Annotated in this window: 21 protein-coding genes, 4 tRNA genes, 1 rRNA gene and 2 pseudogenes; 4 read left to right on the plus strand and 24 right to left on the minus strand. The window is 43.2% G+C overall.

Annotation, left to right across the window (positions count from 1 at the left end; all coding sequences use genetic code 11):
- Positions 1–112: 112 nt before the first annotated feature.
- The 8 genes from DESDE_RS12715 to DESDE_RS12750 all read right to left on the minus strand — a co-directional run bounded on the left by DESDE_RS12715 (position 113) and on the right by DESDE_RS12750 (position 4,973).
- Positions 113–188 (minus strand) — tRNA-Ala (locus tag DESDE_RS12715).
- A gap of 17 nt (positions 189–205) precedes the next feature.
- Positions 206–282: transfer RNA gene (locus tag DESDE_RS12720), tRNA-Ile, on the minus strand.
- Between the two features lie 226 nt (positions 283–508).
- Positions 509–2,189, minus strand: a 16S ribosomal RNA gene (locus DESDE_RS12725).
- A gap of 295 nt (positions 2,190–2,484) precedes the next feature.
- Positions 2,485–3,021: a helix-turn-helix domain-containing protein gene (locus DESDE_RS12730; RefSeq protein WP_014794428.1), complete on the minus strand. Its 537-nt coding sequence runs from the start codon at positions 3,019–3,021 to the stop codon at positions 2,485–2,487.
- A 180-nt stretch (positions 3,022–3,201) separates the two neighbouring features.
- Positions 3,202–3,275 (minus strand) — tRNA-Gly (locus DESDE_RS12735).
- 9 nt (positions 3,276–3,284) lie between these two features.
- Positions 3,285–3,361: transfer RNA gene (locus DESDE_RS12740), tRNA-Arg, on the minus strand.
- Between the two features lie 87 nt (positions 3,362–3,448).
- Positions 3,449–4,096, minus strand: coding sequence for a tRNA (guanosine(46)-N7)-methyltransferase TrmB (gene trmB / locus DESDE_RS12745; protein WP_014794429.1), 648 nt, complete (start codon positions 4,094–4,096; stop codon positions 3,449–3,451).
- 124 nt (positions 4,097–4,220) lie between these two features.
- The gene (locus tag DESDE_RS12750; protein ID WP_172637621.1) at positions 4,221–4,973 is read right to left on the minus strand and encodes an acyl-[acyl-carrier-protein] thioesterase; all 753 of its coding nucleotides are present in this window, start codon (positions 4,971–4,973) and stop codon (positions 4,221–4,223) included.
- Positions 4,974–5,077: 104 nt separating this feature from the next.
- On the opposite strand from DESDE_RS12750, the gene DESDE_RS12755 reads away from it, so the two are divergent.
- Positions 5,078–6,466, plus strand: coding sequence for an MFS transporter (locus DESDE_RS12755; protein ID WP_014794431.1), 1,389 nt, complete (start codon positions 5,078–5,080; stop codon positions 6,464–6,466).
- Here the strand turns inward: DESDE_RS12755 and DESDE_RS12760 are convergent.
- A complete protein-coding gene (locus tag DESDE_RS12760; RefSeq protein ID WP_014794432.1) occupies positions 6,460–8,817 on the minus strand; it encodes an AAA-type ATPase lid domain-containing protein in 2,358 nt (785 codons plus the stop codon). The genes DESDE_RS12755 and DESDE_RS12760 overlap by 7 nt on opposite strands.
- A 101-nt stretch (positions 8,818–8,918) precedes the next feature.
- Here DESDE_RS12760 and glk point away from each other — a divergent pair, with 101 nt between their 5' ends.
- Positions 8,919–9,992, plus strand: a complete 1,074-nt coding sequence (gene glk, locus DESDE_RS12765; RefSeq protein WP_014794433.1) for a glucokinase — start codon at positions 8,919–8,921, stop codon at positions 9,990–9,992.
- 96 nt (positions 9,993–10,088) lie between these two features.
- Here glk and DESDE_RS12770 read toward each other — a convergent pair whose 3' ends face one another.
- Positions 10,089–10,469, minus strand: coding sequence for a DUF4879 domain-containing protein (locus DESDE_RS12770; RefSeq protein WP_242831244.1), 381 nt, complete (start codon positions 10,467–10,469; stop codon positions 10,089–10,091).
- A 1,288-nt stretch (positions 10,470–11,757) separates the two neighbouring features.
- Between DESDE_RS12770 and DESDE_RS12780 the strand changes: the two genes are divergently transcribed.
- Positions 11,758–12,201 carry a glycosyltransferase gene (locus DESDE_RS12780; RefSeq protein WP_242831245.1) on the plus strand — a complete coding sequence of 148 codons (444 nt, stop codon included), beginning with the start codon at positions 11,758–11,760 and terminating at the stop codon, positions 12,199–12,201.
- 121 nt (positions 12,202–12,322) lie between these two features.
- On the opposite strand, the gene DESDE_RS12785 is transcribed toward DESDE_RS12780, so the two are convergent.
- The 9 genes and pseudogenes from DESDE_RS12785 to DESDE_RS12825 form a co-directional block, all read right to left on the minus strand.
- Positions 12,323–13,564: an IS256 family transposase gene (locus DESDE_RS12785; protein ID WP_014793367.1), complete on the minus strand. Its 1,242-nt coding sequence runs from the start codon at positions 13,562–13,564 to the stop codon at positions 12,323–12,325.
- Positions 13,565–13,680: 116 nt separating this feature from the next.
- Positions 13,681–14,283 carry a hypothetical protein gene (locus tag DESDE_RS12790; RefSeq protein ID WP_014794435.1) on the minus strand — a complete coding sequence of 201 codons (603 nt, stop codon included), beginning with the start codon at positions 14,281–14,283 and terminating at the stop codon, positions 13,681–13,683.
- A gap of 103 nt (positions 14,284–14,386) precedes the next feature.
- Positions 14,387–14,836 (minus strand): hypothetical protein, encoded by a 450-nt coding sequence (locus DESDE_RS12795; protein WP_014794436.1) that lies wholly within the window; start codon positions 14,834–14,836, stop codon positions 14,387–14,389.
- Positions 14,837–15,002: 166 nt separating this feature from the next.
- Positions 15,003–15,220, minus strand: a pseudogene (locus DESDE_RS12800) (ABC transporter ATP-binding protein); the annotation flags it as partial.
- 51 nt (positions 15,221–15,271) lie between these two features.
- Entirely contained in the window at positions 15,272–15,490 is a 219-nt protein-coding gene (locus DESDE_RS12805) for a hypothetical protein (protein WP_041917270.1), read from the minus strand.
- Positions 15,491–15,797: 307 nt separating this feature from the next.
- The gene (locus DESDE_RS12810) at positions 15,798–16,166 is read right to left on the minus strand and encodes a hypothetical protein (protein ID WP_014794437.1); all 369 of its coding nucleotides are present in this window, start codon (positions 16,164–16,166) and stop codon (positions 15,798–15,800) included.
- Positions 16,166–16,633, minus strand: a complete 468-nt coding sequence (locus DESDE_RS12815) for a hypothetical protein (RefSeq protein WP_014794438.1) — start codon at positions 16,631–16,633, stop codon at positions 16,166–16,168. The genes DESDE_RS12810 and DESDE_RS12815 overlap by 1 nt, the downstream gene beginning before the upstream one ends.
- Positions 16,634–16,703: 70 nt before the next feature.
- Entirely contained in the window at positions 16,704–17,174 is a 471-nt protein-coding gene (locus DESDE_RS12820; protein ID WP_014794439.1) for a hypothetical protein, read from the minus strand.
- 19 nt (positions 17,175–17,193) lie between these two features.
- Positions 17,194–17,640, minus strand: a complete 447-nt coding sequence (locus tag DESDE_RS12825) for a hypothetical protein (RefSeq protein ID WP_014794440.1) — start codon at positions 17,638–17,640, stop codon at positions 17,194–17,196.
- Between the two features lie 133 nt (positions 17,641–17,773).
- Between DESDE_RS12825 and DESDE_RS12830 the strand changes: the two are divergent.
- A pseudogene (locus DESDE_RS12830) lies at positions 17,774–18,983 on the plus strand (IS4 family transposase).
- Here the strand turns inward: DESDE_RS12830 and DESDE_RS12835 are convergent.
- From DESDE_RS12835 to DESDE_RS12850, 5 genes are all read right to left on the minus strand, one after another.
- Entirely contained in the window at positions 18,954–19,334 is a 381-nt protein-coding gene (locus DESDE_RS12835; RefSeq protein WP_041917271.1) for a hypothetical protein, read from the minus strand. The pseudogene DESDE_RS12830 and the gene DESDE_RS12835 sit on opposite strands and share 30 nt — an antisense overlap.
- A 246-nt stretch (positions 19,335–19,580) precedes the next feature.
- On the minus strand, positions 19,581–20,225 hold the full coding sequence (locus tag DESDE_RS12840; RefSeq protein WP_014794442.1) for a response regulator: 645 nt from the start codon (positions 20,223–20,225) through the stop codon (positions 19,581–19,583).
- Positions 20,226–20,267: 42 nt separating this feature from the next.
- Positions 20,268–21,122, minus strand: coding sequence for a sensor histidine kinase (locus DESDE_RS22570; RefSeq protein ID WP_242831246.1), 855 nt, complete (start codon positions 21,120–21,122; stop codon positions 20,268–20,270).
- Positions 21,092–22,612, minus strand: coding sequence for a PDZ domain-containing protein (locus DESDE_RS22575; protein WP_242831247.1), 1,521 nt, complete (start codon positions 22,610–22,612; stop codon positions 21,092–21,094). Before DESDE_RS22575 ends, DESDE_RS22570 begins: the two co-directional genes overlap by 31 nt.
- On the minus strand, positions 22,593–23,552 hold the full coding sequence (locus DESDE_RS12850; RefSeq protein WP_014794443.1) for a polyprenyl synthetase family protein: 960 nt from the start codon (positions 23,550–23,552) through the stop codon (positions 22,593–22,595). Before DESDE_RS12850 ends, DESDE_RS22575 begins: the two co-directional genes overlap by 20 nt.
- Positions 23,553–23,555 lie beyond the last annotated feature (3 nt).

A 23,555-nucleotide genomic window follows, 5' to 3' on the forward strand; every position in this document is an offset into this window, starting at 1 on the left:
AACGTTTTTTGCCGCCACTTCTAGGTTTTAGATGTTATCCTAATTACAGTTTTCTTCTTCTCTGTGCAGTTTTCAAAGAACATAATAAACATTAGAGAAACCAGATATATTATGGTGGAGGTAAGCGGGATCGAACCGCTGACCCCCTGCTTGCAAGGCAGGTGCTCTCCCAGCTGAGCTATACCCCCACAATATTAATCTTTTATGGTGGGCCTAGGTGGACTCGAACCACCGACCTCACGCTTATCAGGCGTGCGCTCTAACCAGCTGAGCTATAAGCCCATAGAAGACTTTATGGTCCCTCAAAACTAAACAACAAGTTAGCTTTTAACTTCAACAGCTTCATTTCTCATACTTTACGGATTGCTCCGTTTTGCCTCTTCGGCTTTCAGAAGTCTCTTAAGACTTCTCCAACTTTGAATCGTTTCACTTCATTGCTTCCATGACGTCCTTCAAAGCATCGACCTTAGGATATGCTCACTACCAGAGTGAAACCATGTCTCCTTAGAAAGGAGGTGATCCAGCCGCACCTTCCGATACGGCTACCTTGTTACGACTTCACCCCAATCATCGGCCCCACCTTCGACGGCTAGCTCCCAAAAGGGTTACCTCACCGGCTTCGGGTGTTGCAGACTTTCGTGGTGTGACGGGCGGTGTGTACAAGGCCCGGGAACGTATTCACCGCAGTATGCTGACCTGCGATTACTAGCGATTCCGACTTCATGTTCTCGAGTTGCAGAGAACAATCCGAACTGAGACCAGCTTTCTCGGATTTGCTCCACCTCACGGCTTCGCTTCCGTCTGTACTGGCCATTGTAGCACGTGTGTAGCCCAAGACATAAGGGGCATGATGATTTGACGTCATCCCCACCTTCCTCCGGTTTGTCACCGGCAGTCTGTCTAGAGTGCCCAACCTTACTTGCTGGCAACTAAACATAGGGGTTGCGCTCGTTGCGGGACTTAACCCAACATCTCACGACACGAGCTGACGACAACCATGCACCACCTGTCTCATAGCTCCCCGAAGGGCACTCCCATGTTTCCACGGGATTCTATGGATGTCAAGCCTTGGTAAGGTTCTTCGCGTTGCGTCGAATTAAACCACATGCTCCACCGCTTGTGCGGGCCCCCGTCAATTCCTTTGAGTTTCAACCTTGCGGCCGTACTCCCCAGGCGGAGTGCTTAGTGTGTTAACTGCGGCACAGAGGGGGTCGATACCCTCTACACCTAGCACTCATCGTTTACGGCGTGGACTACCAGGGTATCTAATCCTGTTTGCTCCCCACGCTTTCGCGCCTCAGCGTCAGTTACAGTCCAGAAAGTCGCCTTCGCCACTGGTGTTCCTCCACATATCTACGCATTTCACCGCTACACGTGGAATTCCACTTTCCTCTCCTGTCCTCAAGATAACCAGTTTCCGATGCAGTCCCAGGGTTGAGCCCTAGGTTTTCACACCAGACTTAATCATCCGCCTACGCGCCCTTTACGCCCAATGATTCCGGACAACGCTTGCCCCCTACGTATTACCGCGGCTGCTGGCACGTAGTTAGCCGGGGCTTCCTCCTCAGGTACCGTCATGCAAGTACAATATTTTCATACCTGCCGTTCGTCCCTGAAGACAGTACTTTACAACCCGAAGGCCTTCGTCGTACACGCGGCGTTGCTCCGTCAGACTTTCGTCCATTGCGGAAGATTCCCCACTGCTGCCTCCCGTAGGAGTCTGGGCCGTGTCTCAGTCCCAGTGTGGCCGTTCACCCTCTCAGGCCGGCTACTGATCGTCGCCTTGGTAGGCCTTTACCCCACCAACTAGCTAATCAGACGCGGATCCATCCATTAACGATAGCATATTCAGAGGCCATCTTTCCTTATCCCATGATGCCATGGGATAAGCTTATCCGGTATTAGCCCTCGTTTCCAAGGGTTGTCCCGGTCTATTGGGTAGGTTATCCACGCGTTACTCACCCGTCCGCCACTAACTAATTCTTAACACTCAACCCTTAGTCCGAAGTTCTCCTTAGATAAGTGTGTTGGCACTTTATAATGCGTGGAGCGCTCTCTTCGTTTCACTACGTTCGCGCTCTCGCTGGCTCCTTACTAAGAACTCAGTGTTAAGAATTAGTCCGTTCGACTTGCATGTGTTAGGCACGCCGCCAGCGTTCGTCCTGAGCCAGGATCAAACTCTCCATAAAATTTATGAAGAAAATTTGATTGCTCAAATTGTCTTTACTCATTTGACGAGTCATTGGCTGTTCCTTGTTGTTTAGTTTTCAAAGACCATGAACCACTTGCATCCGCCGGTTATTGGCGGCGAAATTTATATTAGCATTTTTGACGAATTTCGTCAACTACTAATTTTTACTGTGACACAATCTTTACTGTATCACCCTTTACTGTATCATTAAACCAGATGTAGCTTTAAGCCTCGGGCGCAATCAGTGCAAGTTAAGTTACTGTGTCATTAGTACAAAATAGATGCAAGGTTGATTATGCTGATTTTGTGGGGTTACTCTTCTTATGCATCAATCCTTTTAGTAAAAAGAAAATTCCAATCAAAATTATCATGGCAGTAAGCATAAATATAAGGGGCATAGGCTGCATCCCTGCATATTTCATGAAGTCACTATAAAATCCTTGTCCATCTACATGCGCCTTTTGCATGGTTCCCAATATGGGCAAAAACATAAACTCCAGTACAAGCATAATTAGACCAATAATAATTGTTTTGAAGCCAATATTCGTCTGCTTATTTGCAGCATTCATTATTGTGATTTCTTCCAATGTAGACGTGCTTCGCTTTCCTTCTATATCATCTATACGTTGAGAATTACTGTCCTTTAGCAATTCATCTATTGAAATAGAAAACAACTCGCTTAACATTACAATTCTACTTATTTCGGGAACAGCATCATTAAGTTCCCATTTTGATATAGATTGACGTGACACATCAAGCTGCTCCGCCAACTGTTCTTGAGAAATCCCAGCAGCTTTTCTAAGTTGCTGTATTTTTTCTCCTAAAGTCATAAAGACCACCTCCTGTTTGATTAACTTAATATTAATCTTATGGGGAGTTGCATCCTACCAATCGTGCTTTGAAAACTCGCAACCACCAGTTGATTTCTTTATTTAAAATATAAATGCAAAGATTGTATAAAAAATTAGCTAAAAAAGATACAAGCCGCATCTTTTTTAGCCTAATTATCGTGGAGCGGGTGATGGGAATCGAACCCACGTAGCTAGCTTGGAAGGCTAGTGCTCTACCATTGAGCTACACCCGCAAAAATAAATGGTGCGCTCGTAGGGATTCGAACCCCAGGCCTTCTGATTCGTAGTCAGACGCTCTATCCAGCTGAGCTACGAGCGCAAATTTTGTAAAGCATTACTGCGTCAACAGTTATTGATTATAACAGAAAAAACTCCCTTAAGTCAATTAAAAGTTAAAATAAAAAACTTACAAAATAGTTTTATTGACTGCAAATATCCCAAACTTAATTTTAATTCCTTGGTTACTAAACTTTTCTTCATATTCCGTCATTACATTTTCCCGGAATTCACTGCGATGCAAATCAAAAGTACGATACTTTTCAATAAAGCCTTCGCTTTCAAAGTACTTTAAGCTATCTTTAAACAGTTCATCATCATCTGTTTTAAACCATATTTCCGAATGATCCTTCATAAGCTTTTTATAGACCGTCAGAAATTGTGGGTGTGTTAATCTTTTGTGATGATGCCTTCTACTAGGCCATGGGTTACAGAAATTAATATAGATCTTTTCTATTTGATCTTTATTAAAAATATCCTCAAGCTTAGCAATATTCATGGGGATAATTCGCACATTAATTAGATTCTTTTCGTTAATTTTTCGCAAAGCTTTAACCAATACTTCATCATAAAGGTCGATGGCTATATAATTTATATGGCTATTCAACTCTGCACATTGACTAATGAACTGACCGCGTCCACATCCTAATTCCAGATGAATGGGCTGATCCTTTCCGAACACTTCATGCCAATTTTCCTTATAATCCATGGGATTATAAATAACTTTAGGATCATTTTCCAGCTCAGGTCTTGCCCAGGCTTTTCGTCTAAGTCTCATTCTATTCTCCTCGACTATTCATATTGACTATTCATAAAATAAATATTGAAACGCTCACGGCAAAGGGATATTCTGAGTAGTAGCAGAGTTCGTTTCATAAACTATTAGCACACACTCAAAGCCCTTAACGCTTTGTCCAGACTGTTTTGCCACAAGCCAGTTCACTGCTTCCCGATTTATCAAGAATGAGATGCAGATATTCCGGTTCAGCACTCTCTGTTCTTTGGCAACGAGATATTATGTCCGTACCATATTGAGTTTCTTTCTTATAGATTACTTCCAGCTGATGAAGTCGGTAATCCTTTATCGTATCTTCTGCGATCCCTTCCAGCATCCACTCCACATATCGTGTGTTATTGACATGGCCGTTAGTATCAATATCACTTCTTCGGACATGAAAACTTATCTCAGAGTGGATATCCGTGATTGCCGGCAAATCTTGAAAAGATTCATGATCTTCATATCCCTCCGACACCCCATATTGGGAAGCAAAATGCAAAGGGATTCGGGTTGGACGCCTTTTATCAATATTTAAGTAAATCCACAAGGAACCGGCGCTGCCGATGATATGCCCTTGCCCGTCTCTAATGGTAAACACCCTTTGACCATAAAACCGTAGAAAACTTGTGGGAAAAGTCTCCACCGATACCTTTTCCCCTAAACGAGGATAACGTTCCATCTGTAATCGCCAGCGGTTAAGCACCCAGCAGGTTCTTTGACTTGTCAGATATTCGATACCCATTCCTATGGCTTCGGAATGTGCGGTAGCGCAATCTTCAAGAAAGCTCAGTATAGTTACTGCCGAAGCTTCTCCAAACTGATCGACTTGAAAGTAAAATATCTCGTATTCTTTACAGTATCCCGACATCATTACCATCCTTACTTTATCCTATGTCTATCAATAGTTTAATGGATTATCGATTTTCTGGCAAAGGAAACCCATTAATAATTATTCGATACTAAATGTGAAGGAGCATTCGTATGGCCTACAAAAGCGAATTCATCCGCTCAACGATGATTATCTGTCTTTTAACATCCTTCATCGGATCCTTTATGTCGAACTCTGTGAATATTGCCATCCCTGCCATTTCCCTCGATTTTACCGTATCTCAGTTGCATCTCAATTGGATCGTCACCATTTATTTACTGTCCAGCGCTGCCTTAGCTTTACCCTTTGGCCGCTTAGCCGATATTGTTGGCAGAAAGAAACTCTTTCTCATAGGCATCGGTTTATTTTGCTTAAGCTCTTTAGGCTGTAGTCTGACCAGTTCTTTTAATGTTTTAATCTTCTTCCGGCTTTTGCAAGGAGTGGCCAATGCCATGGTCGCCGGTACGTCCATGGCGATTTTGACCACAGTGGTTCCTCCCCAACAACGGGGTAAAGCGCTGGGTATTGCTTCTGCTGCGGTCTATATCGGGCTTTCCCTCGGACCGGTCTTAGGTGGATTAATCGTCAAAGTCATCAGCTGGAGAGGGATTTTTGTTTTCGGCTTTGCGGTAGATGCCATTATATTTTTACTAATTATTACTAAGCTTACTGGGGAGTGGAAAGTTGCGGAAGGAGAGGCCTACGATTATCGGGGAAGCATTCTTTGGGTTTCCGGCCTAGCCCTATTGTTATTCGCTTTATCGAATCTGACTTTGGCTCCTTATTATACGTTTTTTTTTATTACCGGAGTGATCCTCTTAGTGCTCTTTATCCGAGTTGAGCTTAAAGCCGATTCACCTATCTTTGCGATTAAGGTCTTTGCCAAGAACACACCTTTTATTTTTTCTAATCTAGCCACAGTCATCAATTACATGGCTACTTTTGCCTTAAGTTACCTGCTATCTTTGTACCTCCAGCTCGTCTTAGGACTGGACAGCTCACTATCTGGGCTTATACTCCTCTCCCAGCCCGTCCTTATGGCTATCCTCTCTCCCTTTGCGGGACGATTATCCGACAAAGTGGAACCCCGTATTCTCTCTTCTATCGGTATGGCCATAACTGCCGCGGGACTCTTCTTCATTATCTTCTTTAAACCTTCGACCCCAATTTCCCTTATTGTTGCTAATTTAATTTTCATCGGCATCGGCTTTGGTCTTTTTTCATCCCCCAACACCAATGCCATTATGAGTTCAGTGGAAAAACGTTATTACTCCATCGCTTCATCTACCTTAGGAACCATGAGGCTCTTAGGGCAGACCTTAAGTATGGCAACCGTATCCTTAATTACATCGGTCTTTATCGGAAATACCAGCCTCTATTCCCCGGAATATCCCCAAGCCTTCATGGCCAGCTTTAAGATATGCTTCAGTATCTTTGCCATACTCTGTTTGCCGGGAGTCTTTGCCTCCTTAGCACGAGGAAAAAAAGCTGAAGTTCAATGATGGTTACCTTTTGCTTTACTGTACTGGTAAAGGGTTATTCCTACTGTAATGACCGTCAGCAGGATCCCCGTTATCAGGGCAAGTCCATATCCTACACTATTGGCGGAAATAAACAGGGTTTGCATTCCACCCTCACTTTGATACCCTACCCCCAAGACAAGATGACCGATCCCTGGAATACGGCCCATTTGATAAATAATATGCCCAGCAATAATGATGGGAATAAAGGCAAACACCAGTTTAATTCGTTTCGAGGCTGCTTTTGTCTTAAAAGGCTTTCCAAGCCACCAGCCAAGCCCTCCGCCCAATAGGGCTGCCAACCAATAGATCGAGGTAAACCAAACATTCCATTGACCTGCGGATAAGGATTTATGAAGAGGTTCAAACATCATAATGGGAAAAAGAATCCCCATAAGCATACCGATAAAAACAGTATAACCCTGATTGACACGGGTTAAATGCCAAACCTCCCGTGCCGGCACCCTTAAATTAACTTGGACATTCTCATGCTGACAATTGCGGACGCATTTAAAGCATAATTTGCAGTCTAAATTATTATCCAGATAAGGTAAATGCTGACTCATAGGGCAGCCCTTGACCCCATCCCTACCCACATAACAATCAAAAGTGGTGCATTTATTTAAGCAAACTGCAGCATCTGCTCTCACTTCGATCAGGGAGCCGATGGAAGCGGTCCCAATAAATCCTCCTAAGGGGCAAAAATGCCGGCACCAGGCATGACGGGGATAGAGGATGCTGACGATAATGGCCAGGCCTTGAATGACTATGAGCAGTAAAGCGGTATAGAGCATATTGGAGCGCATCCCCGTAAAAATTTCCACCCAGAAAATCAGAGCAAATAAGACACTCACGATCAGATAATCGTATTTCACAAAGAGAGCGGGCAGAGGCCGTTTCGGGTGGTAACGGTCTTGCACGAACTCCATAATCTTGGAAAAGGGGCAAAAAGTACACCAAAGTCTCCCCAATAAGGGGGATAGGATAGCCAAGGAGGGCCACCAAAGACCCCAAACTAAGATAAAAACTTTCATCATGACCGATAATTTCGGAAGAAAAACCAATCCGACAATGAGCAGGAGGAATAAACCTGCCGAAATCCATTGCAGGCTGGGAAGAAGCTTCCTATTTTTGAATAGACTTTTAAAGAACCCCCATTGCAAAAGATTGATTTTGCTCCCTATCTTTTCAGCAGTAGGGCCAAAAAAGATTTGCTCCAGCCCGATAACATCCTGATCGGCGAGAAAAAAGGCCCGCTCCATAACCTGAATAAGCTCCGTTACATTCCCTTGGCGGTAATTATGGGAAAGCAGGAGTTGCGTCGCCTCCGAAGTTAAGGTCGGCACTTTACGATGATGCCTCTGAGCTAAGCTCTCCACAATGCCTTGAGCTATGATGGGGATATCTCTTTTCCGCTCCCGTAATGGAGCTATGGCGTAACTATACCTAAAGCAGGCTGCCAATTCAGGCATAAGCTGGGGGTCCTTATGCTTGGTATCTTCCTGAACACTGCCGATGACCAAACATGGATGATGAGCAGAACCGAGAACTTTGGCAAGCCTTACTTGGAGCTCAGGGGTAATTCGGTCTATTTCCTGGATGAAAAGGGTCCCACCTGCAGCAATATCCTCAAAAGTAAAAGCAGCGTAAGAGCTTTCTGCAGCTTTCTTTTCCTCTTTCAGCAGATAACCCCATTGCTGTTCAAAACGCTGACCATTCAGGACGACAAAGGGAGCCGTCTCACCAAAAAGTTTCTGATGAGCATACCAGGCCACCATTTGCCGGCCGGTTCCTCTCTCTCCCCTGATCAGCAAATGCCCCTGAGTCTGCTGAAGCTTCTTAAACAAGCGTTCTACCTCGTGGGTGGTTTTTACACTGCCCCAAATTCCGTAAAACTTATCCTTATACCGGGTAAGTTGAATGGCCGACCGCAGTACTTCCTTGTAACGGCTTGCCGAGAGTATTTGATGGGTTTCAGCAAGGTTATCCGTTAAATTGCCGATGATGGTACCATAGATTTGAGGCCAGCGCAACAAGATACGAGCGAAATCTTCGGCCTTAATGGTCAAGAGGCGGACCGCCTCCAAAGAACGAATCGTTTCAGTGGCTGCCTTACCCGTGACCAATGAAACCATGCCCAATACCTTATCTTCACTATCCAGCTTTCCTTCTTCGAGTATATAGACTGCCGCTGGCTTTTTTCCTGCTTCAATGAGGACGGTCCCTTGAGGGTAGATCTCCCAGTAAAATTCGTGAGCACACTCAATTCGATCCTGTTGTGACAAATCCGCAAGAAATGGCACCTTGGAGAGAAGATGGAGTTTTTCATTCACAGGGCTCATCCTCCTCATCCCAAAATTCGGAATTTTAAGTCTACTATACGCTATGAAAAAAGCTGCTGCCAAGGATTTTAAATTCACAAGGCTAAGAATACATGATACAACAAAATGAGGTGATTAATTTGCTTTATGGAGGCTTTGAAAGAGACTGTCCTTTATACTTGGCGGGGGATATCGGCGGAACCAAAACACTTTTAGGGCTTTATTCCCTAAAGGGCACCGAGTTTACTTTAGTTAAGGAACGGCACTTTCCCAGCAGGGACTGGCAAGATCTAATACGACTCATTCAAGGATTTCTGGAAGAGATCTCCGTACCGCCTGAAGAAATAAGCGGTGGCTGCCTCAGCTTGGCCGGACCCATCACTCAAGATAAATGTCTCCTCACCAATTTGAACCGGGTGATTCATTTTCAGACCCTGCATTCCGCTTTTGCTTTGCGAAAGCCTTTGCTCTTTGTCAACGACCTTGAGGCTATGGGACAGGGCCTAATGCTATTAAAAGATGACGATCTGCTTTGTCTTAACCCTTCCGCAAAGAATCCTGCCTCGGCTCTCTCCAAGCCTTCTCTAAATCGGGCACTGATCGCCCCCGGTACCGGCCTAGGCCAGGCCATGATCCTGGCTGATCATCGAGTTTACGCCACAGAAGGTGCCCATTCGGATTATGCTCCCCGTACCGAGCAAGAAGTCCAGTTATGGCGTTTTTTAGTACAAAAATATGGTCACGTCAGCTATGAGAGAATCCTGTCCGGTCCAGGACTGGCAGACATCTATCGTTTTCTGCACTGGGAATCCCATCCCCCTTCTCACCATGACCCTATCCCTGCTCCTGCGGAGATCACAAAAAGAGCCCTAGCCGGAATCTGCCCACTCTGTACAGAAACACTAAAACTCTTTGTTAAAGTCCTGGGCGCGGAAGCAGGCAATCTCGCTTTACGGACCCTGGCTTATGGGGGAGTCTATCTGGGCGGGGGCATTCCCCCCAAGATTTTACCCATGCTTCAAGAGAATTTCTTCCTAGAGGCCTTTCTCTCGAAAGGTCGTTTCAGGGATCTTTTGTCCCAGATTCCCATTTATGTGATCCTTAATGAAAGGACTGCTCTCCTGGGGGCCGCCCGTTTGGCGGCGGCAACCGAATATCCTCCTACATGCTCTCAAAAACAGACTTAAGCTCTATCTTCAATGAATTATGCTCAAAATGAGGGTTACTACTCCCTATCCTTCAGTAAAGGAGCAGTAACCCTATAGAAAATCATTATTGAATAATCATAGAATTATAATTGTATTCCCTGGATAGTTTTGAGATGTATTTTGGTAAGTGAATAGTCCTGAATCATAGCCACTGGCATCCCACCAATAAAACCAACCGTCAACTATTGAATCATTATCCACATCAATCATTTGATATTGTACTTCCGGGAGTAAGGGGCCACCATCCATTCTGGCACGACTCATTACTTCATACCTAAGTTCAGCTGTGACTGTATACATTTCTGCTCCGCCATGATCAGCAATTGAACTAGTTTGACTTGGCCCCACAAAACTTCTGCCACGTTGTGTAAACCGAGACAAATAAAGGAACATAATATATATGTGGGATGTATAGAAATTTTTAAAATGATTTTGGGTATGCGTTACAGGATCCAAAATAGGATCCCGTTTTTGTATCCATCCAAGTGCTGCTATCGACAGTAATTCGCCTTACGAGCATGCGGATGATTTCTCTTTTCTCATCCCAGGCAGGTTTTGATGAATTCTAATCTTCAGATATCTGGTAATCTTTTAATCTTGAAATACATTAGTTCTTATCTTTTGTCGGAGAAAATTATCCAACTCTACCTTCTGAGAATTTATAATTATCAAGTTAATCTTAGATGTCGCTAACCAGTTGTTTTTCGTCATCACTAACTTTGTATAATCCTTTAACTTGCTAAAAGACGGTACACTCCAGTTATATGATTTGAAATTATGCCATTTTATTAAAACTCCGCCAATTAGTAATCCTTTTTCTGTGAAAACTGGCTTTTCAAAAAGAAAGAAGTATAGCTCATATATTGATAAAAATATTAGCATTGATAAGGGTAAAGATTCAGGTATTCTATATAGTAACAAGGAACACCAAATAATTACCAACAAATTAAAAACAACTAACCCCGAGCAAAATATTGGCGAAATCTTTATTTCTCTTTCTAGTTCAAACAATGATTGTCCACAATTTCTTTTCAATTTCTTAATTCTGTATTTTTGTAATAACAGGAATACAATACCTGAAATAAATACAATAAATCTTGCAATATTGAGATCAATTATGCAAGATGTTTGGAGCAAGGACACAATCACATTAATGATAATATAAATGACGTCAATTATATACAAAAATCTCTCCCCTTGCTCATAAAAAACCGTGACACTGTCCTACTTTCGATTCAAGCACTGCTTGGTTAGTGTCTTGACTTTCTTCATAAAAAAGTTATCAATAATTTAAAATTTAGATTAACGTGCCCAGGGCCATGTGAACGGGTTTAGCAACATGACCTCGGTCGCTGAGAAACATGAAAACGTATTCTTGTACATGGTTTTCTCTCCAAAGTGCACAGTTTTTATAACCAAAATGCCTAGTTCCATGCACTCAGAATTCAACGAAAATGTCTGAAAACCCTTTATAAATTTATAATAACAACCTAAAGCATCTTGCTGGATTTATTCAAAGGAGGCTGTCCGAAATTGGTACGCGCGTACTTATTTCGGACAGCCCTTTTATTTCCGGCAAGGCAGCGAAGCAGTCCTCCCTGCCCTACGGAAGAATCTATCTGGGCATAGATCCTAGGTGCCTTAAGGTTACTGGAATACCAGTCAGTCACAAATTTGAAATCAAACTGGACCGGGAGGAGCGTATGGGGTTCTGGATAACGCCGCAGGCATCTGCCGGTTGATCATGCAAAACAAACTTCCTGTCCAGCTGCTGATTGTTTGCGGCAGGGATAAACGACTATATTGTACCCTGGAACCTCTGATCCGAAAAGCGGAAAACAGAGTGCTGCTCTTCGAATTTGTGGAGAATGTAGAAGAATTGATGACAGTTTTAGATCTTATGATAACCAAAGCAGGGGGCCTGACAGTGTCAGAAGCTTTGACCAAGCAGCTGCCCATGGTGATTTACAAGCCTATCCCCGGTCAGGAAAAAGTAAACTCAGAGTTTTTAAGAAGGGTTGGAACAGGAAAAATTGCCACTACCGAACGGGAGCTCCTGCAAATTCTGACTCATCTTCTGGAAAATCCGGAGGAAATTAAGGTAATGGGTCATGCGGCCGCGAAACTGCCCTGGCGCACTGCGGAAACTGCTGCGGATTATTTGCTTGAGCTGTTTCCAGCGGAATAGGGTCCAAAAGGTTGGGTAGGGTCTATGGCCAGAACAATACCGCAGATAAAGAGGATGGTAATTCTCAAACACCGGTGTCAATGGGTCTGTAAAGAACTTTGTGCTTTTAGTATCCAACCTATCATGGTAAATATTGAGCAACCCGATCTGGGAAAAATACAGACATCTGCAACAGGATTTGTCCCCAATTATGTACACGCCCAGTCCATTTTTTCATCACGTCCTGGGTGACCAGGTAGAGCATTTTGAGTAAAGCATCGTCGGTTGGAAAAATCGTCTTCCCTTTGGTTACTTTCCTGAGTTGGCGATGGTAGCTCTCAATGATATTCGTCGTATAGATGATTTTCCGAATTTCAGGGGGATACTTGAAGAAGGTTGAGAGTTCAGGCCAGTTGTTTCGCCAAGAATTCATAATCAGGGGATATTTGCCTCCCCAGGCTTGATTGAAATCTTCCAATGCCTCTAATCCCGCTTGTTCTGAGGCAGCGGAATAAATGGGCTTCAAGGCCCCGGTTACTTTTTTCAGATCTTTATAATTAACAAATCGTACACTGTTCCTGATTTGATGAACGATGCACTTTTGGATTTCGGTCTTGGGATAGCACGCTTGAATCGCTTCATTAAAGCCTTTTAGGTTATCGACGCTGATGATCAGAATATCTTCAACACCTCGGTTCTTAAGCTCGTTCAATACGACCAGCCAGAACTTCGCGGTTTCATTTTCCCCGATCCAGATTCCTAAAACATCCTTGCGCCCATCCATGTCGATGCCGATGACCATGTAGGAGGCTTTATTGACAATCATGCCCTCCTGTTTTACCTTGTAGTGGATCGCATCCAGAAAGACAATCGCATAGGTCTTCTGGAGAGGACGGCTTTGCCATTCTTTGATGGTCGGCATGATTTTGTTCGTTACATTCGAAATCAGAGTGGGGGATACACCGATCCCATAGAGCTGTTCCAGGTGGCTCTGAATGTCTCGGGTGCTAACCCCCTTAGAATACAGAGCGATGATCTGATCTTCAATTCCGGTGACATTACGCTGGTTTTTCTTCACGATCAGCGGCTCAAATTCGCCTTTACGATCTCTCGGAACCTCGAGTTCCACTTCACCATAATCGCTGCGAACCGACTTGGAACTATGTCCATTTCTCCGATTGTCGGTAGCTTTGTTGGTATCATCATGCTTGGTATAGCCCAGCTGGGTATCCAATTCGCCTTCCAGCATGCCCTGCAGCGTTTCAGCAAAGAGATTCTTAAGGACACTTTGGATATCCTCAACCGTCTGGATGTTGTTTTCTTTGATAAATTCCTTCATCTGTTCACTGGTCATGATTTTGGGAGTCTTGTCTTTTTTAGCCATTCTTTTAACCTCTCCTCATGCTTTAAATTATATAGAGAGGATCGCTAAAAGCACAATTTATTTTACACTCTCGTGTCAATCGCCTCAATTAATCCGATCATGTTGACAATTCAATTTTATTGAAGGCTTAGCTGACTACTTGGTAATAAGGCATGAAGACTGCCCTTGCTATCCAACACAAAACTTTTGTTGTTAAACGAAAATGGTTTCAAAACATCAATTCCTAGTGACGTTAAAAATTCAGCTGTCGATACAACTCCTCTTCCCAAATCTGTTTCATTATATTGCTTAGCAGAAATATCACCCTTAGCAACCGAGTAGAGCATTTGAAAACGACCGCTAAGTGAATCCGCTTTAGCCCGTTGTGCTGTCGTATATTTGTCAAGTAATAAAAACGCAAATCTATTTCTATCCGAATTAACGGGATCATCACGGTGGATAGCGGTAGAGAAATTAGTATTTATCCCATAAGAATCAAAGAATATATTTAATGGGATACCATCCACTGTTCCAATGTTTTTCATCTCACCCTCTTTAATATTAATACTATTAGTATTCGGATCTGCTACATTTGGCAGATCAGTTGATTGAAGTTGCTCCCATTTTGGAGGCTGATTTGAGATTTTATTTATTTGTAATGTCTCATATTGCTGAGAATTGCTTTGCAGACGATTATTATTAGAGATTACTCTTGCAGAGGTTAAGTCATTTATTTTCATATGACATCCCACCTTCTAATAATTGAGTGACGATATTCTTTCAAGATATTGTCACCTTTCAAATACATTTTCAAAATAATTTAACAGTTATTCATCTGAATCATTAAAAAAGATGCCTAAGAATTTCAACAACCTTCTGATTTTGAACATAACCTATAGGGTTGCCGGTTTTCAGATCGCTTTGAGCTCGCTGCTCATATTCTGCAATCCAATCTTTCCTACCATCCGCATTAAATGGGGTCATATGTATATTAACTTTCAGGGCTCCAGGCGGAGCCAACATAGGTTCGAATGTTAGCATTCCGTGATCAAATAAGGATATTTGCCCTGCCTTATAGAGTTTAGCGGATATCTCTTGAATCTCCCTGAAAGATGCATTTCTTATATTATAGCTTTTGGATAATTCTTCCCAAATGTCGGTAGCCACATGCTCTTTTTGTTCTGGGGCAGATTTTTCCAGAAGGCTAAAGAAAACATCAGCCTTTTGGTTTGCACTCAGATTTATATTGGTTCTTGAGTACAACAATGAATTATAGTCCATGCTAACTCTCATAGAATCACTCCTGTATATATTTTTAAATGATCCTCTATATAAATATTATCGTAAGTAAATCTTCTGATGTTTAATCACTTCTGGATAATTATGTTCATAATGGAAGTAAAATTAGGTAAAGAGACACTCGATCCATTCACTACAAGGCCATAACCTAGGGAACCTTCTACAGTTCGATAACCTTTCCTACCCGATCTTTAATTTTTCGATCATGGGTCACGATAATGACCGTCTTTCCTTCAGCATTCAGCGAAAGCAGCATGTCCATAATGATTTGGGTATTTTTAGCATCCAGAGAGCCTGTGGGTTCATCTGCTAAAATGATCTCACATTTTTTAGAAATAAACGAACCAGCGCGATCCGCTGCTGCTCTCCACCAAATAGCAAACTAGGAACTGAACTAACCACGTTGCCGCGAATATCCCAATATACTCCTTATACGTTCTGAAAAAGCCGGCGCCGAATAATCTGCACAGGGTTGTTCTGGGCGTCATAGACGAGAAATTCCCGCAGATAGTTAGGGTTGACTTTTATCGAGCGTATCCCGTCCCAATTCTTTTCTAAAATCTTATACTGCCTAATGCTACTATTACTGAGAGGGATCTTTTGGAGAAATGCCAAAACACAATCGATTGCTTCCATGTTCTTTTGCATAGAAAAACCTCCATAATAGATTCGTCTTGGTTGATCGCCAGACGTCTCTATTATGGAGGAATAAACAAAATGTTGAATACAATATTCCGATTCTTTTAATCGAAAGGATAGTGATGGTGTTGCATCTACAAATACTCAGCATGGTTTGAGAAATAATCGGAATACATTAAAAAACGGAATATGCCTTATCCTCCATAATTTGCAAGAGCCAACTATAATCCAACCAAATAAGCTTTGAATTAGAATTTCTATATTACACAAAATGATTTTTATTCCCTTTTATTTGCATGCTTATTTCGTCAAGATATTATAGCCTCTTACTCGCACTGGTATACTCATTAACAATATCGTTATTTACCTTGGCATAATGATAACCCTCAATCCGGTAAGACTCTTCGCCGATACTATTAAAAGTTGAAACATCTGCTTGTGCCCAAGTATTATTGTATACTAAATCGGAATCCGAATCTACTAATAGACCACTTTTATAAAAGTAACTATCTGCATAGACCTCATCAGCAACTACGGTTGTGCCTGTATAAGAATAACCATATACGGTAACTACAGCCGAATGGATATCTGAACCATATGACATTCCCCAGCTGGCATAAGCTGATAAAGAACCAAATAGCAGGAAGGTGAAGGTTAATAAACCAATAATTGTCGATTTTTTCATTATTCAGCCACCTCCTTAACCTTATGATCAATTATGACTGGTCTATCTTTAGAAATATCAACATCCGTAAGAGAAATAGTTCCATCTCCATGTTTAATTGCTATTGAAACTTTATCCTCTCCTAGAAAAAAAACTGGCCTATAATCACCAATATTGAATAGTTTTGCTTTTCTCAATTCGCTCAAGGCCGCGGCACATCTTACCCTTTTTGATTGGTCTTCCGTTACCTTATCAGTGCTAAATACCGTTCCCTTATTATTATCCTTAAATACATCACCCGCATAAAGAGCTTTTACTTTATCGGTTTCAATACCGAAAGATTTTACCGCTAAGTCCATATGTGATGCTTCTAGTTCCGTGTAATCACTATCTGCAGATAAATAGTTAAGGCTGCCAAAAAGTAGTACAATTGCAAAAGCTATAACCATAAAGACTCCTGTTAAAGACAATTTTTTACTTACAGTCATAAAATCTCCTCCTTAATTTTTATTCAAAATTTTACGAATAACTTCATTTGCACCTCCCTCACTACTAAATTTACTGGTCTGAACCCCTTAGCTTATTATCAATATCCTTTTGAATAATGTCTAAAGCCTCTTCATCAATTTGTGGGGTGCCAACTTGATATTCACCTATTACTGTTTTTCCATCAACAGCATACAATGGTATTTTTCTAAAACCGTTGTCCTTAAGGTTCTTCATATAAACAACAGCTTCTTCAGGATTTTTGGGAAGACCTTGGTTCAGGTCTGAGTTTTTCACATATCCTACAGTTCCATCTATTCCTTCGGCAAGGATTAAATCAGGTATTTGCTCATAAGAGGAAGCACCTGCCATTGAACCATACGTCTCTCCACTTTGGTTAACTTTGATTACGTAGTTATAATCTTTATTTAATTCGCCGAAATTGCTGCCCAAAGCTGGTATAGAACTATAGAATAATGTTCCAATAACCAGACCACCAATAAGTACCAGACCGGCATTGACTTTTTTAACTTTTTTCCACATTAGCCTTTACCTCCATTCATTAAAACGACATATATGGGGTTGGGTTTGACCAGTCACTTGAATAACTACTTCCATTCCATGACCAGCTTAAACCCTTGCAATAATAGTTATAACCGTGTTTAGTAACATATGGGGTCTGCCCTGAAGCCCAGTAACCTATTGTTTTATCATTATATGTCCAGGGGGTATTTGCGACACATGTACCATCTTCACTATAAACATAAGCGCTAATCCCCATATATCCTGATGGCACAGTTTGACCATTTTTAACACTTACAGAAGAATAACCCCAAATTTTACTTGAATTTTGATCAGTAAAAAGCGCACAATAGTTATAATAAGAATAACCTGCATAGGGTCCAAAGTCCTTAGTCGTGCTATATACATCAGCAAATACTGCATTTGTTAGTGAAAGAAATATCCCTATGAAAAAAGCAAATAAAGTATATCTTAATTTTTTCAACATACTTAATCTCCTATCCTAAATTTTTTTAGGTCAAACATGTCCTTTAATCATTGACCAAAAAACACCTTTCGAATTGGTAAAATGGAAGTGATCAAGTTCCCCATCGCTCCAAAACAGAAAGGTACGTATCTCCATGTCACAACACAACCCTCTGTCTGAACAGCATCAACATCAACTTTCCTTAACTTTTTCTTCCCTCAAGCTAAGCCAGCTTCTTAAAAACGCTGGAATCCACAAGTCCTACAGGGTTTCAAGCTTCATGGTCTTCCAAATTATTTTCCAATTAGTATTCCAAGCTCGAAATCTGTTTCGGCTGTTAGAAGGAAGTCGGGCGAGCTCTCTTCCAGGTAAAGATGCGATCTATCGATTTCTTTAATGAATCCCAATATAACTAGAGACGTTTTTATCAATTACTCAGCCTTAAGATTGTCAGCCGATTTGAAACCCTCACCTCCTCGCAGCGTATCCGTGTTTTTATCGTGGATGATTCTGTAATAAAACGCCAACGAAGTAAGGATATTGAACTCCTAGCCCGAGTCTTTGATCATGTTTCAATCCGCTTTGTTCGTGGCTACACCTTGCTGACGTTAGGGTGGTCTGATGGATTTAGCTTTGTTCCTCTTGATTTTACCTTGATGAGCTCGTCAAAATCTAAACACCGCTTTTGTGAAATGAAAGAGGACTTGGACAAACGCTTTGTTAGCTCTAAGCGTCGCATGGAAGCGCTGATTCCTAAACCTGATGCCGTTGTTCAAATGCTTGAACGGGCTCTCAAGGCTGGATTCTTAGCGGATTACGTTCTCATGGATAATTACAAAAACTAAGGGATAAGGAGCTTCACGTCATTGGGATAGTTAAGGAACTTAAGCAGCGTTATCTCTTTGAAGGAACATCACTCAGTTTACGAAAGCTCTACGCGAAAGTCCCTAAGAACCCAAAGCAAAAATCCTTGGTTCAGTGCGTATTCACACCTCTTCAGACTTAGCTTTAAACATTGTTTTCGTCCAGAATCGAAACAACCGAAGAGAGTGGTTGGTAATTGTAACCACGGATCTTTCCTTGGGAAATGCTGAAACCATAAGGATTTATGGGATGCGTTGGAGTATCGAAACGTTTTTCAAAATGACCAAATCGCATTTGAAGCTAGGGTCTTTTTATCTTTTTGCTGATGAAATTATGGATTTAGACTTAAAAACAGCCTTACGTCAGTTAATGGCATTTGTCCTTAATTTACTGCCCGATAAACCAGAGATAAGGAATCCCTAAGTCAATCACACAAGTGGGTTGCCCAATTACCTCGTTATATCAAGGCTTTATTTCCACAAATGGGATGCGAAAGTTGAGTAAACAGTATTTGGATAGATATTTTGATGGCCTATCCATGCTTTAGTAGCTTTAATACCTACAACCTTATATGGTTCAGAAATACCAACCTCGTCCATTTGGGGCATCAGCTTCCATTTAACATCTCCCAGTTCTTCCATTTTCTTCTCATATTCTGCATTGTTAATAGCACATTCAATGTTCTCTGACTTGTTTTTCAACTGTGCCGGTGTTCTAGTATGGTCTATTATCGGTTTAGAATCCGAAGCTTTCACTTCTTTCGAATTATCCGGGGGTTCCAACCCATACTCAGAATCCACTTTCTCCAAAATTTCCAAAGCTATGTCACTAGTCAACGCACCCTCATCCATGGTTGTCTCTGCAAAAGCAGGGCCGGTGAATGCAAAGCATAGAAATAGGACTAAAATACTACTGACAATTTTTTGTTTTCAACATAGATTCATCCTCCTTAAAATGATTTATTGAAGCAAATGCCTCTTGCTACTTCCCATATTAACCTTTTCCACACAATGCACATCCGTATTAATACCAGGTTTTACAAAATTTTCAGGTATTTATTACAGGTTATATCAAAAATCATTCGATCCATTCACTCTTTAGCCTATCTTATATTTCAATACAATTTCCAAACGAGATTTCACTTCTAGTTTTAGCAAGATATTGCCTATATGATAATCCACAGTGCGCTTGGCAATTCCCAGGTCTTCAGCAATCTCTTTACTGCGCAAGCCTTTAACGACCAAGTTAAACACTTCCAATTCCCTGTCCGTGAGGGAGGCCATCTTACCATCGCAGTGGGAGTCTTGGTGGGAAGAGGATACCAATTCTCCTTTCAAATAAGGGACCAGGCTTTGTGAAAAATAACCTTCGCCCTTCGCCGCCTTGCGGATAGCCGTAACCATCTCTTCTTTGGTGCAATTCTTTAAGAGGAAGCCTGAAGCCCCTTGGGCCAATGACGCGTCGATATGTCCCAGCGGGCTGAGTCCGGTAAGCATCACAATCCCTATACCGGGATCTATCTGCCTGATCTTGCTGATAATGTCCACCCCGCAGGAGTCCGGCAGATTGATATCGAGGAGCACCGTATGGGGAGGAACATCCCTTACCAGCCTTAAGCCCTCTTCAGCGCTGGAAGCCACATCTGTAACAACTATGTCCGGTTCCGAAGACAATAAGGACACCACCCCTTGGGCAAATAATTTGTGATCGTCCACAACCAAGACTTTGATTACCGAATCCATCTTTTCTTCCCCCTCCCGCGCATGGTGTGCGCTGCATGATCCTTAGCGGCCTTTCCGGTATGGCAAAGCTGCACGCACCACCGTCCCCTGACCGGAGCCAGAGATTATCGTGAATTCTCCGCCGAGACCTTCCACTCTTTCTTTCATGCCGATCAGCCCAAAGCGGCTGTCTGTCTGCAATTCGTCCTGCATGTTTTCTTGAATTAACGCGGGGTCGAATCCTTTGCCGTCATCTTTGATTTCCACTCTTATTTCTTTGTCGTGTTGGACAATAGTAATGACCGCGTTACCGGAACCGGAGTGTTTGAGCACGTTGCGGATTCCTTCCTGCACCAGCCGGAAGACCGTCAGTTCCATATCTTCTTCGAACCTGTCCAACCGGGATATGCCTTTTACGTCCATGGTGATGGTAAGCAGCTCATGCCTCATGGTTTCCTGAACGAAACCTTCCAGTGCAGGCATAAACCCATGCTCTTTTAACGCAGAAGGCCGCAGCTCGCCGCAGATGGTACGCAAGTCATAGCTAAGGTCATCTACTCTGTCCTTTATTTCTGAGAGAACATGGGCATTGACCGATCCGTCCGGTAAATCCTTCAATGCTTGAAGCCTTTGATACAGATATAAACTGTTTTGCAGCGGACCATCATGAAGTTCTCTGGCCAATTTTCTCTTTTCTTCTTCAAGGTTTTTAAACAGCCACCGTTTCAGAAGCGCTGCCGGGCGGCTTTTCCAGTAGAGCTCTTCCATCTTTTCTTCTCCGGCCTTTACTCTTTCCTGTAAAGACTTTATATCCCCAAGAGCTTTAAGCCTTTGGCAAGTCTGACCGGCAATGATGTTAAGCCAGGACAGTTCCTGGGCATTCAGCGTCACACGGGAACGGCGGTAGCCCAGAAACAATCCGCAGGAGAAGCCTCCGGAGACAAAGGGAAAGTACGTGGAAGCAGCTGCCCTGTATGAACCGTTTTTAAACTCGTCAGATGATATTCTTCCAAGGCTTGCTGCTCCGCTTGGTTGCTCTCGTATCTCCCACAGGCTTTCATGAGAAAAACACTTCCGTCTTGTTCGACGAAGACCAGTGCTCCTTCCAGCTTCAGCCGACGGGACAATTCTTCCAAAATGGCCTTTTCATCATCCGGATGCAGGGCTTCTTTGTGCTCGGTCCAATCCTCGTTACTTGCGGCTTCTTGGCCCGTATCGAAGCGTTCAGCCAGTTTATGCCCAACGAATTTTAGGCTAAGGAATAAAAGAATCGTTCCCATTGTCAAGGCAAAAAGGGCAAGATAGCTGTCGATATCCTTACCGGGCAGCCAGCCCCTCGCTGACAGAAAGCCATACAGGATCAGGCTGGTTACAATGCCTGCCATCAGATAAGCAAACCCTTCCTGCACTAACTTCCGGGAATCGGGAAGATATTGATGGATTACGGCATAACTCATGGTAAAAGGGAGAATGGCGACAAACAAAGCGGTAATCCTGGAATACATTACCGGTTCCACGCCTGCCAGAATCGGAACCACTGTAAAGATCAGAAACGGCAGCAGTCCGGCAAGCAATCCCACCAGTATCAGATTGATTCGGTTTTTCTCCGGCTCGGTGGCCGGGAGTCCCCAGAGCCGGAACAGCAGCGTGCAAGCAGCCGTAAAGCCAAACAGGCCGTTGAGCAAGGACATAGCCCGCAATTCGCTGACAGCATAAACAAAACCTGACCATTTGAGCAGAATGGTGAATAGTATCAATACCGGGAGAATCAAAAGCAAGCCCATAATAGTCCTATAGGATTTTTCCTGCTCTCTCTTAAGCAGTACTGCTATATAATGCACCAGCAGAGGCGCTGCTAAGGCAACCCCGATAAACATCAATTCTTTGGCAAACCATAGCCCCCTGCTGGAAGCCGGTGTGAGCACAAACAAGAGTCCGACCAGCCAGTTAAGGCGGAATAATGCGCTGGCCGGCTGCAAGTTGGGCCGCTTCATCCTGGCCTTAAGACCCATCAGCCAAAAGCATAAGCCCACAATAATCAGGGTCATCTCACTTAACAGGGTTTTGAATGGTGAGGGCTGCACTATGTGAACCGTCCGGGCCGCTTCTCCGGGAGTTTGCACGATGAGTACCGAGACGTCTACTACTTCGTGCCATATCCGGACTGAAGAATGCTGTTCGGGGGCAAGGCCGTCCATTTGCAGTATGATATCACCTTCACTGACGCCTGAGCGCGCTCCTTCGCCATAGGGATCTACAGTTACTACCGTCCAGGTCTCTTCATTATTTTTCAAAACAAGACCGATATACGGATAGCGCAACAGGCCGATCAGACAGACCAAACAGAGTATGACAAAAATAGCATTGCTCAGAAGCAATGCCCAATTTTCATGTTTGATTTTCCACAAGTGCGATCAACTTCCTTTTCTGCTCCATTGCTATATTCATAGCGTCCAGGATTTCCACCGCTTCCAGCTTAAAGTATGCACATATAACCGAGCAGTAGTGCGCAGCACCTTCCTGTATAATGAATCGGCGCAACCGTTCCTTTTCTGCGGGGCCGAATTCCGGTCCCTTTTGCCGTGTCGGTGAACAAAGCTGATACAGTTCTTCTGCTTTCCCTTTATTTTGTTTTAATACATCAGCCAGATAAACCAGCGGCAGCGTTTTCTTGCCCAGCCTTACATCACTTTTGGTCTCAACCCGGAACAAGTCCTGGAGATCATTCTTGATTTGACTGATGATGCCAAGGTTTTGACCAAGTTTCTCTAAATCGTGAATCAGACTGGCATCACCTCCAGCTAAAACCGCTGCCAGTTTACAAGCACCCGCAGTTAAAGCGCCGGATTTTTTGCGGACTGTATCAAAATATTGATCAAGGGGTATGACCTCCTGCTCTTCAGCAAGGAACTCCTGATTCTGCCCATGGCAGGCCGTGATCCCCATAGTGTGAAAAATTTCATGGGCCTGGCGATAATGGGAATGCTCATTAATCGCTGCCAGCGCTTTGAAGGACAGGAACAAGATTAAGTTAGCAGTATTTATGGCCTGAGCCGCGGGAACTGTCCGCCAGGGCAACTGATCATTATCCTGGTCCTCAATATCGTCGAATATGTCCGCTGCCAGCCCGTAGAGCTCCATAGCCACAGCACCGTGCAGGATGATCTCTTGCCTGCCGCCGAAGACATCCCCCACGCTAAAAAGCAAACTTCCCCATGGGTACTGCTTGCCGCCGGGCTTATTCTCCGCGCGTACCCATTCCAGGATTGTACCGGAAAGCTCCCCGGCCAGCCCGGATTCCGCCAGGAACCGTTCTATCCCGCCTATGATTCGCTGCTCCGTACCCATGGA

It is taken from the genome of Desulfitobacterium dehalogenans ATCC 51507 (genome assembly GCF_000243155.2).
In the GTDB taxonomy this organism is placed as follows: Bacteria; Bacillota; Desulfitobacteriia; order Desulfitobacteriales; family Desulfitobacteriaceae; genus Desulfitobacterium; species Desulfitobacterium dehalogenans.

What these genes read in the sequence shown, in the direction of transcription:
- DESDE_RS12730 (WP_014794428.1), bottom strand. Translation starts at nt 3,021, where the DNA reads ATGACTTTAGGAGAAAAAATACAGCAACTTAGAAAAGCTGCTGGGATT.
- trmB (WP_014794429.1), bottom strand. Translation starts at nt 4,096, where the DNA reads ATGAGACTTAGACGAAAAGCCTGGGCAAGACCTGAGCTGGAAAATGAT.
- DESDE_RS12750 (WP_172637621.1), bottom strand. Translation starts at nt 4,973, where the DNA reads ATGGTAATGATGTCGGGATACTGTAAAGAATACGAGATATTTTACTTT.
- DESDE_RS12755 (WP_014794431.1), top strand. Translation starts at nt 5,078, where the DNA reads ATGGCCTACAAAAGCGAATTCATCCGCTCAACGATGATTATCTGTCTT.
- glk (WP_014794433.1), top strand. Translation starts at nt 8,919, where the DNA reads ATGATACAACAAAATGAGGTGATTAATTTGCTTTATGGAGGCTTTGAA.
- DESDE_RS12780 (WP_242831245.1), top strand. Translation starts at nt 11,758, where the DNA reads ATGCAAAACAAACTTCCTGTCCAGCTGCTGATTGTTTGCGGCAGGGAT.
- DESDE_RS12785 (WP_014793367.1), bottom strand. Translation starts at nt 13,564, where the DNA reads ATGGCTAAAAAAGACAAGACTCCCAAAATCATGACCAGTGAACAGATG.
- DESDE_RS12790 (WP_014794435.1), bottom strand. Translation starts at nt 14,283, where the DNA reads ATGAAAATAAATGACTTAACCTCTGCAAGAGTAATCTCTAATAATAAT.
- DESDE_RS12795 (WP_014794436.1), bottom strand. Translation starts at nt 14,836, where the DNA reads ATGAGAGTTAGCATGGACTATAATTCATTGTTGTACTCAAGAACCAAT.
- DESDE_RS12805 (WP_041917270.1), bottom strand. Translation starts at nt 15,490, where the DNA reads ATGCAAAAGAACATGGAAGCAATCGATTGTGTTTTGGCATTTCTCCAA.
- DESDE_RS12810 (WP_014794437.1), bottom strand. Translation starts at nt 16,166, where the DNA reads ATGAAAAAATCGACAATTATTGGTTTATTAACCTTCACCTTCCTGCTA.
- DESDE_RS12815 (WP_014794438.1), bottom strand. Translation starts at nt 16,633, where the DNA reads ATGACTGTAAGTAAAAAATTGTCTTTAACAGGAGTCTTTATGGTTATA.
- DESDE_RS12820 (WP_014794439.1), bottom strand. Translation starts at nt 17,174, where the DNA reads ATGTGGAAAAAAGTTAAAAAAGTCAATGCCGGTCTGGTACTTATTGGT.
- DESDE_RS12825 (WP_014794440.1), bottom strand. Translation starts at nt 17,640, where the DNA reads ATGTTGAAAAAATTAAGATATACTTTATTTGCTTTTTTCATAGGGATA.
- DESDE_RS12835 (WP_041917271.1), bottom strand. Translation starts at nt 19,334, where the DNA reads ATGGATGAGGGTGCGTTGACTAGTGACATAGCTTTGGAAATTTTGGAG.
- DESDE_RS12840 (WP_014794442.1), bottom strand. Translation starts at nt 20,225, where the DNA reads ATGGATTCGGTAATCAAAGTCTTGGTTGTGGACGATCACAAATTATTT.
- DESDE_RS12850 (WP_014794443.1), bottom strand. Translation starts at nt 23,552, where the DNA reads ATGGGTACGGAGCAGCGAATCATAGGCGGGATAGAACGGTTCCTGGCG.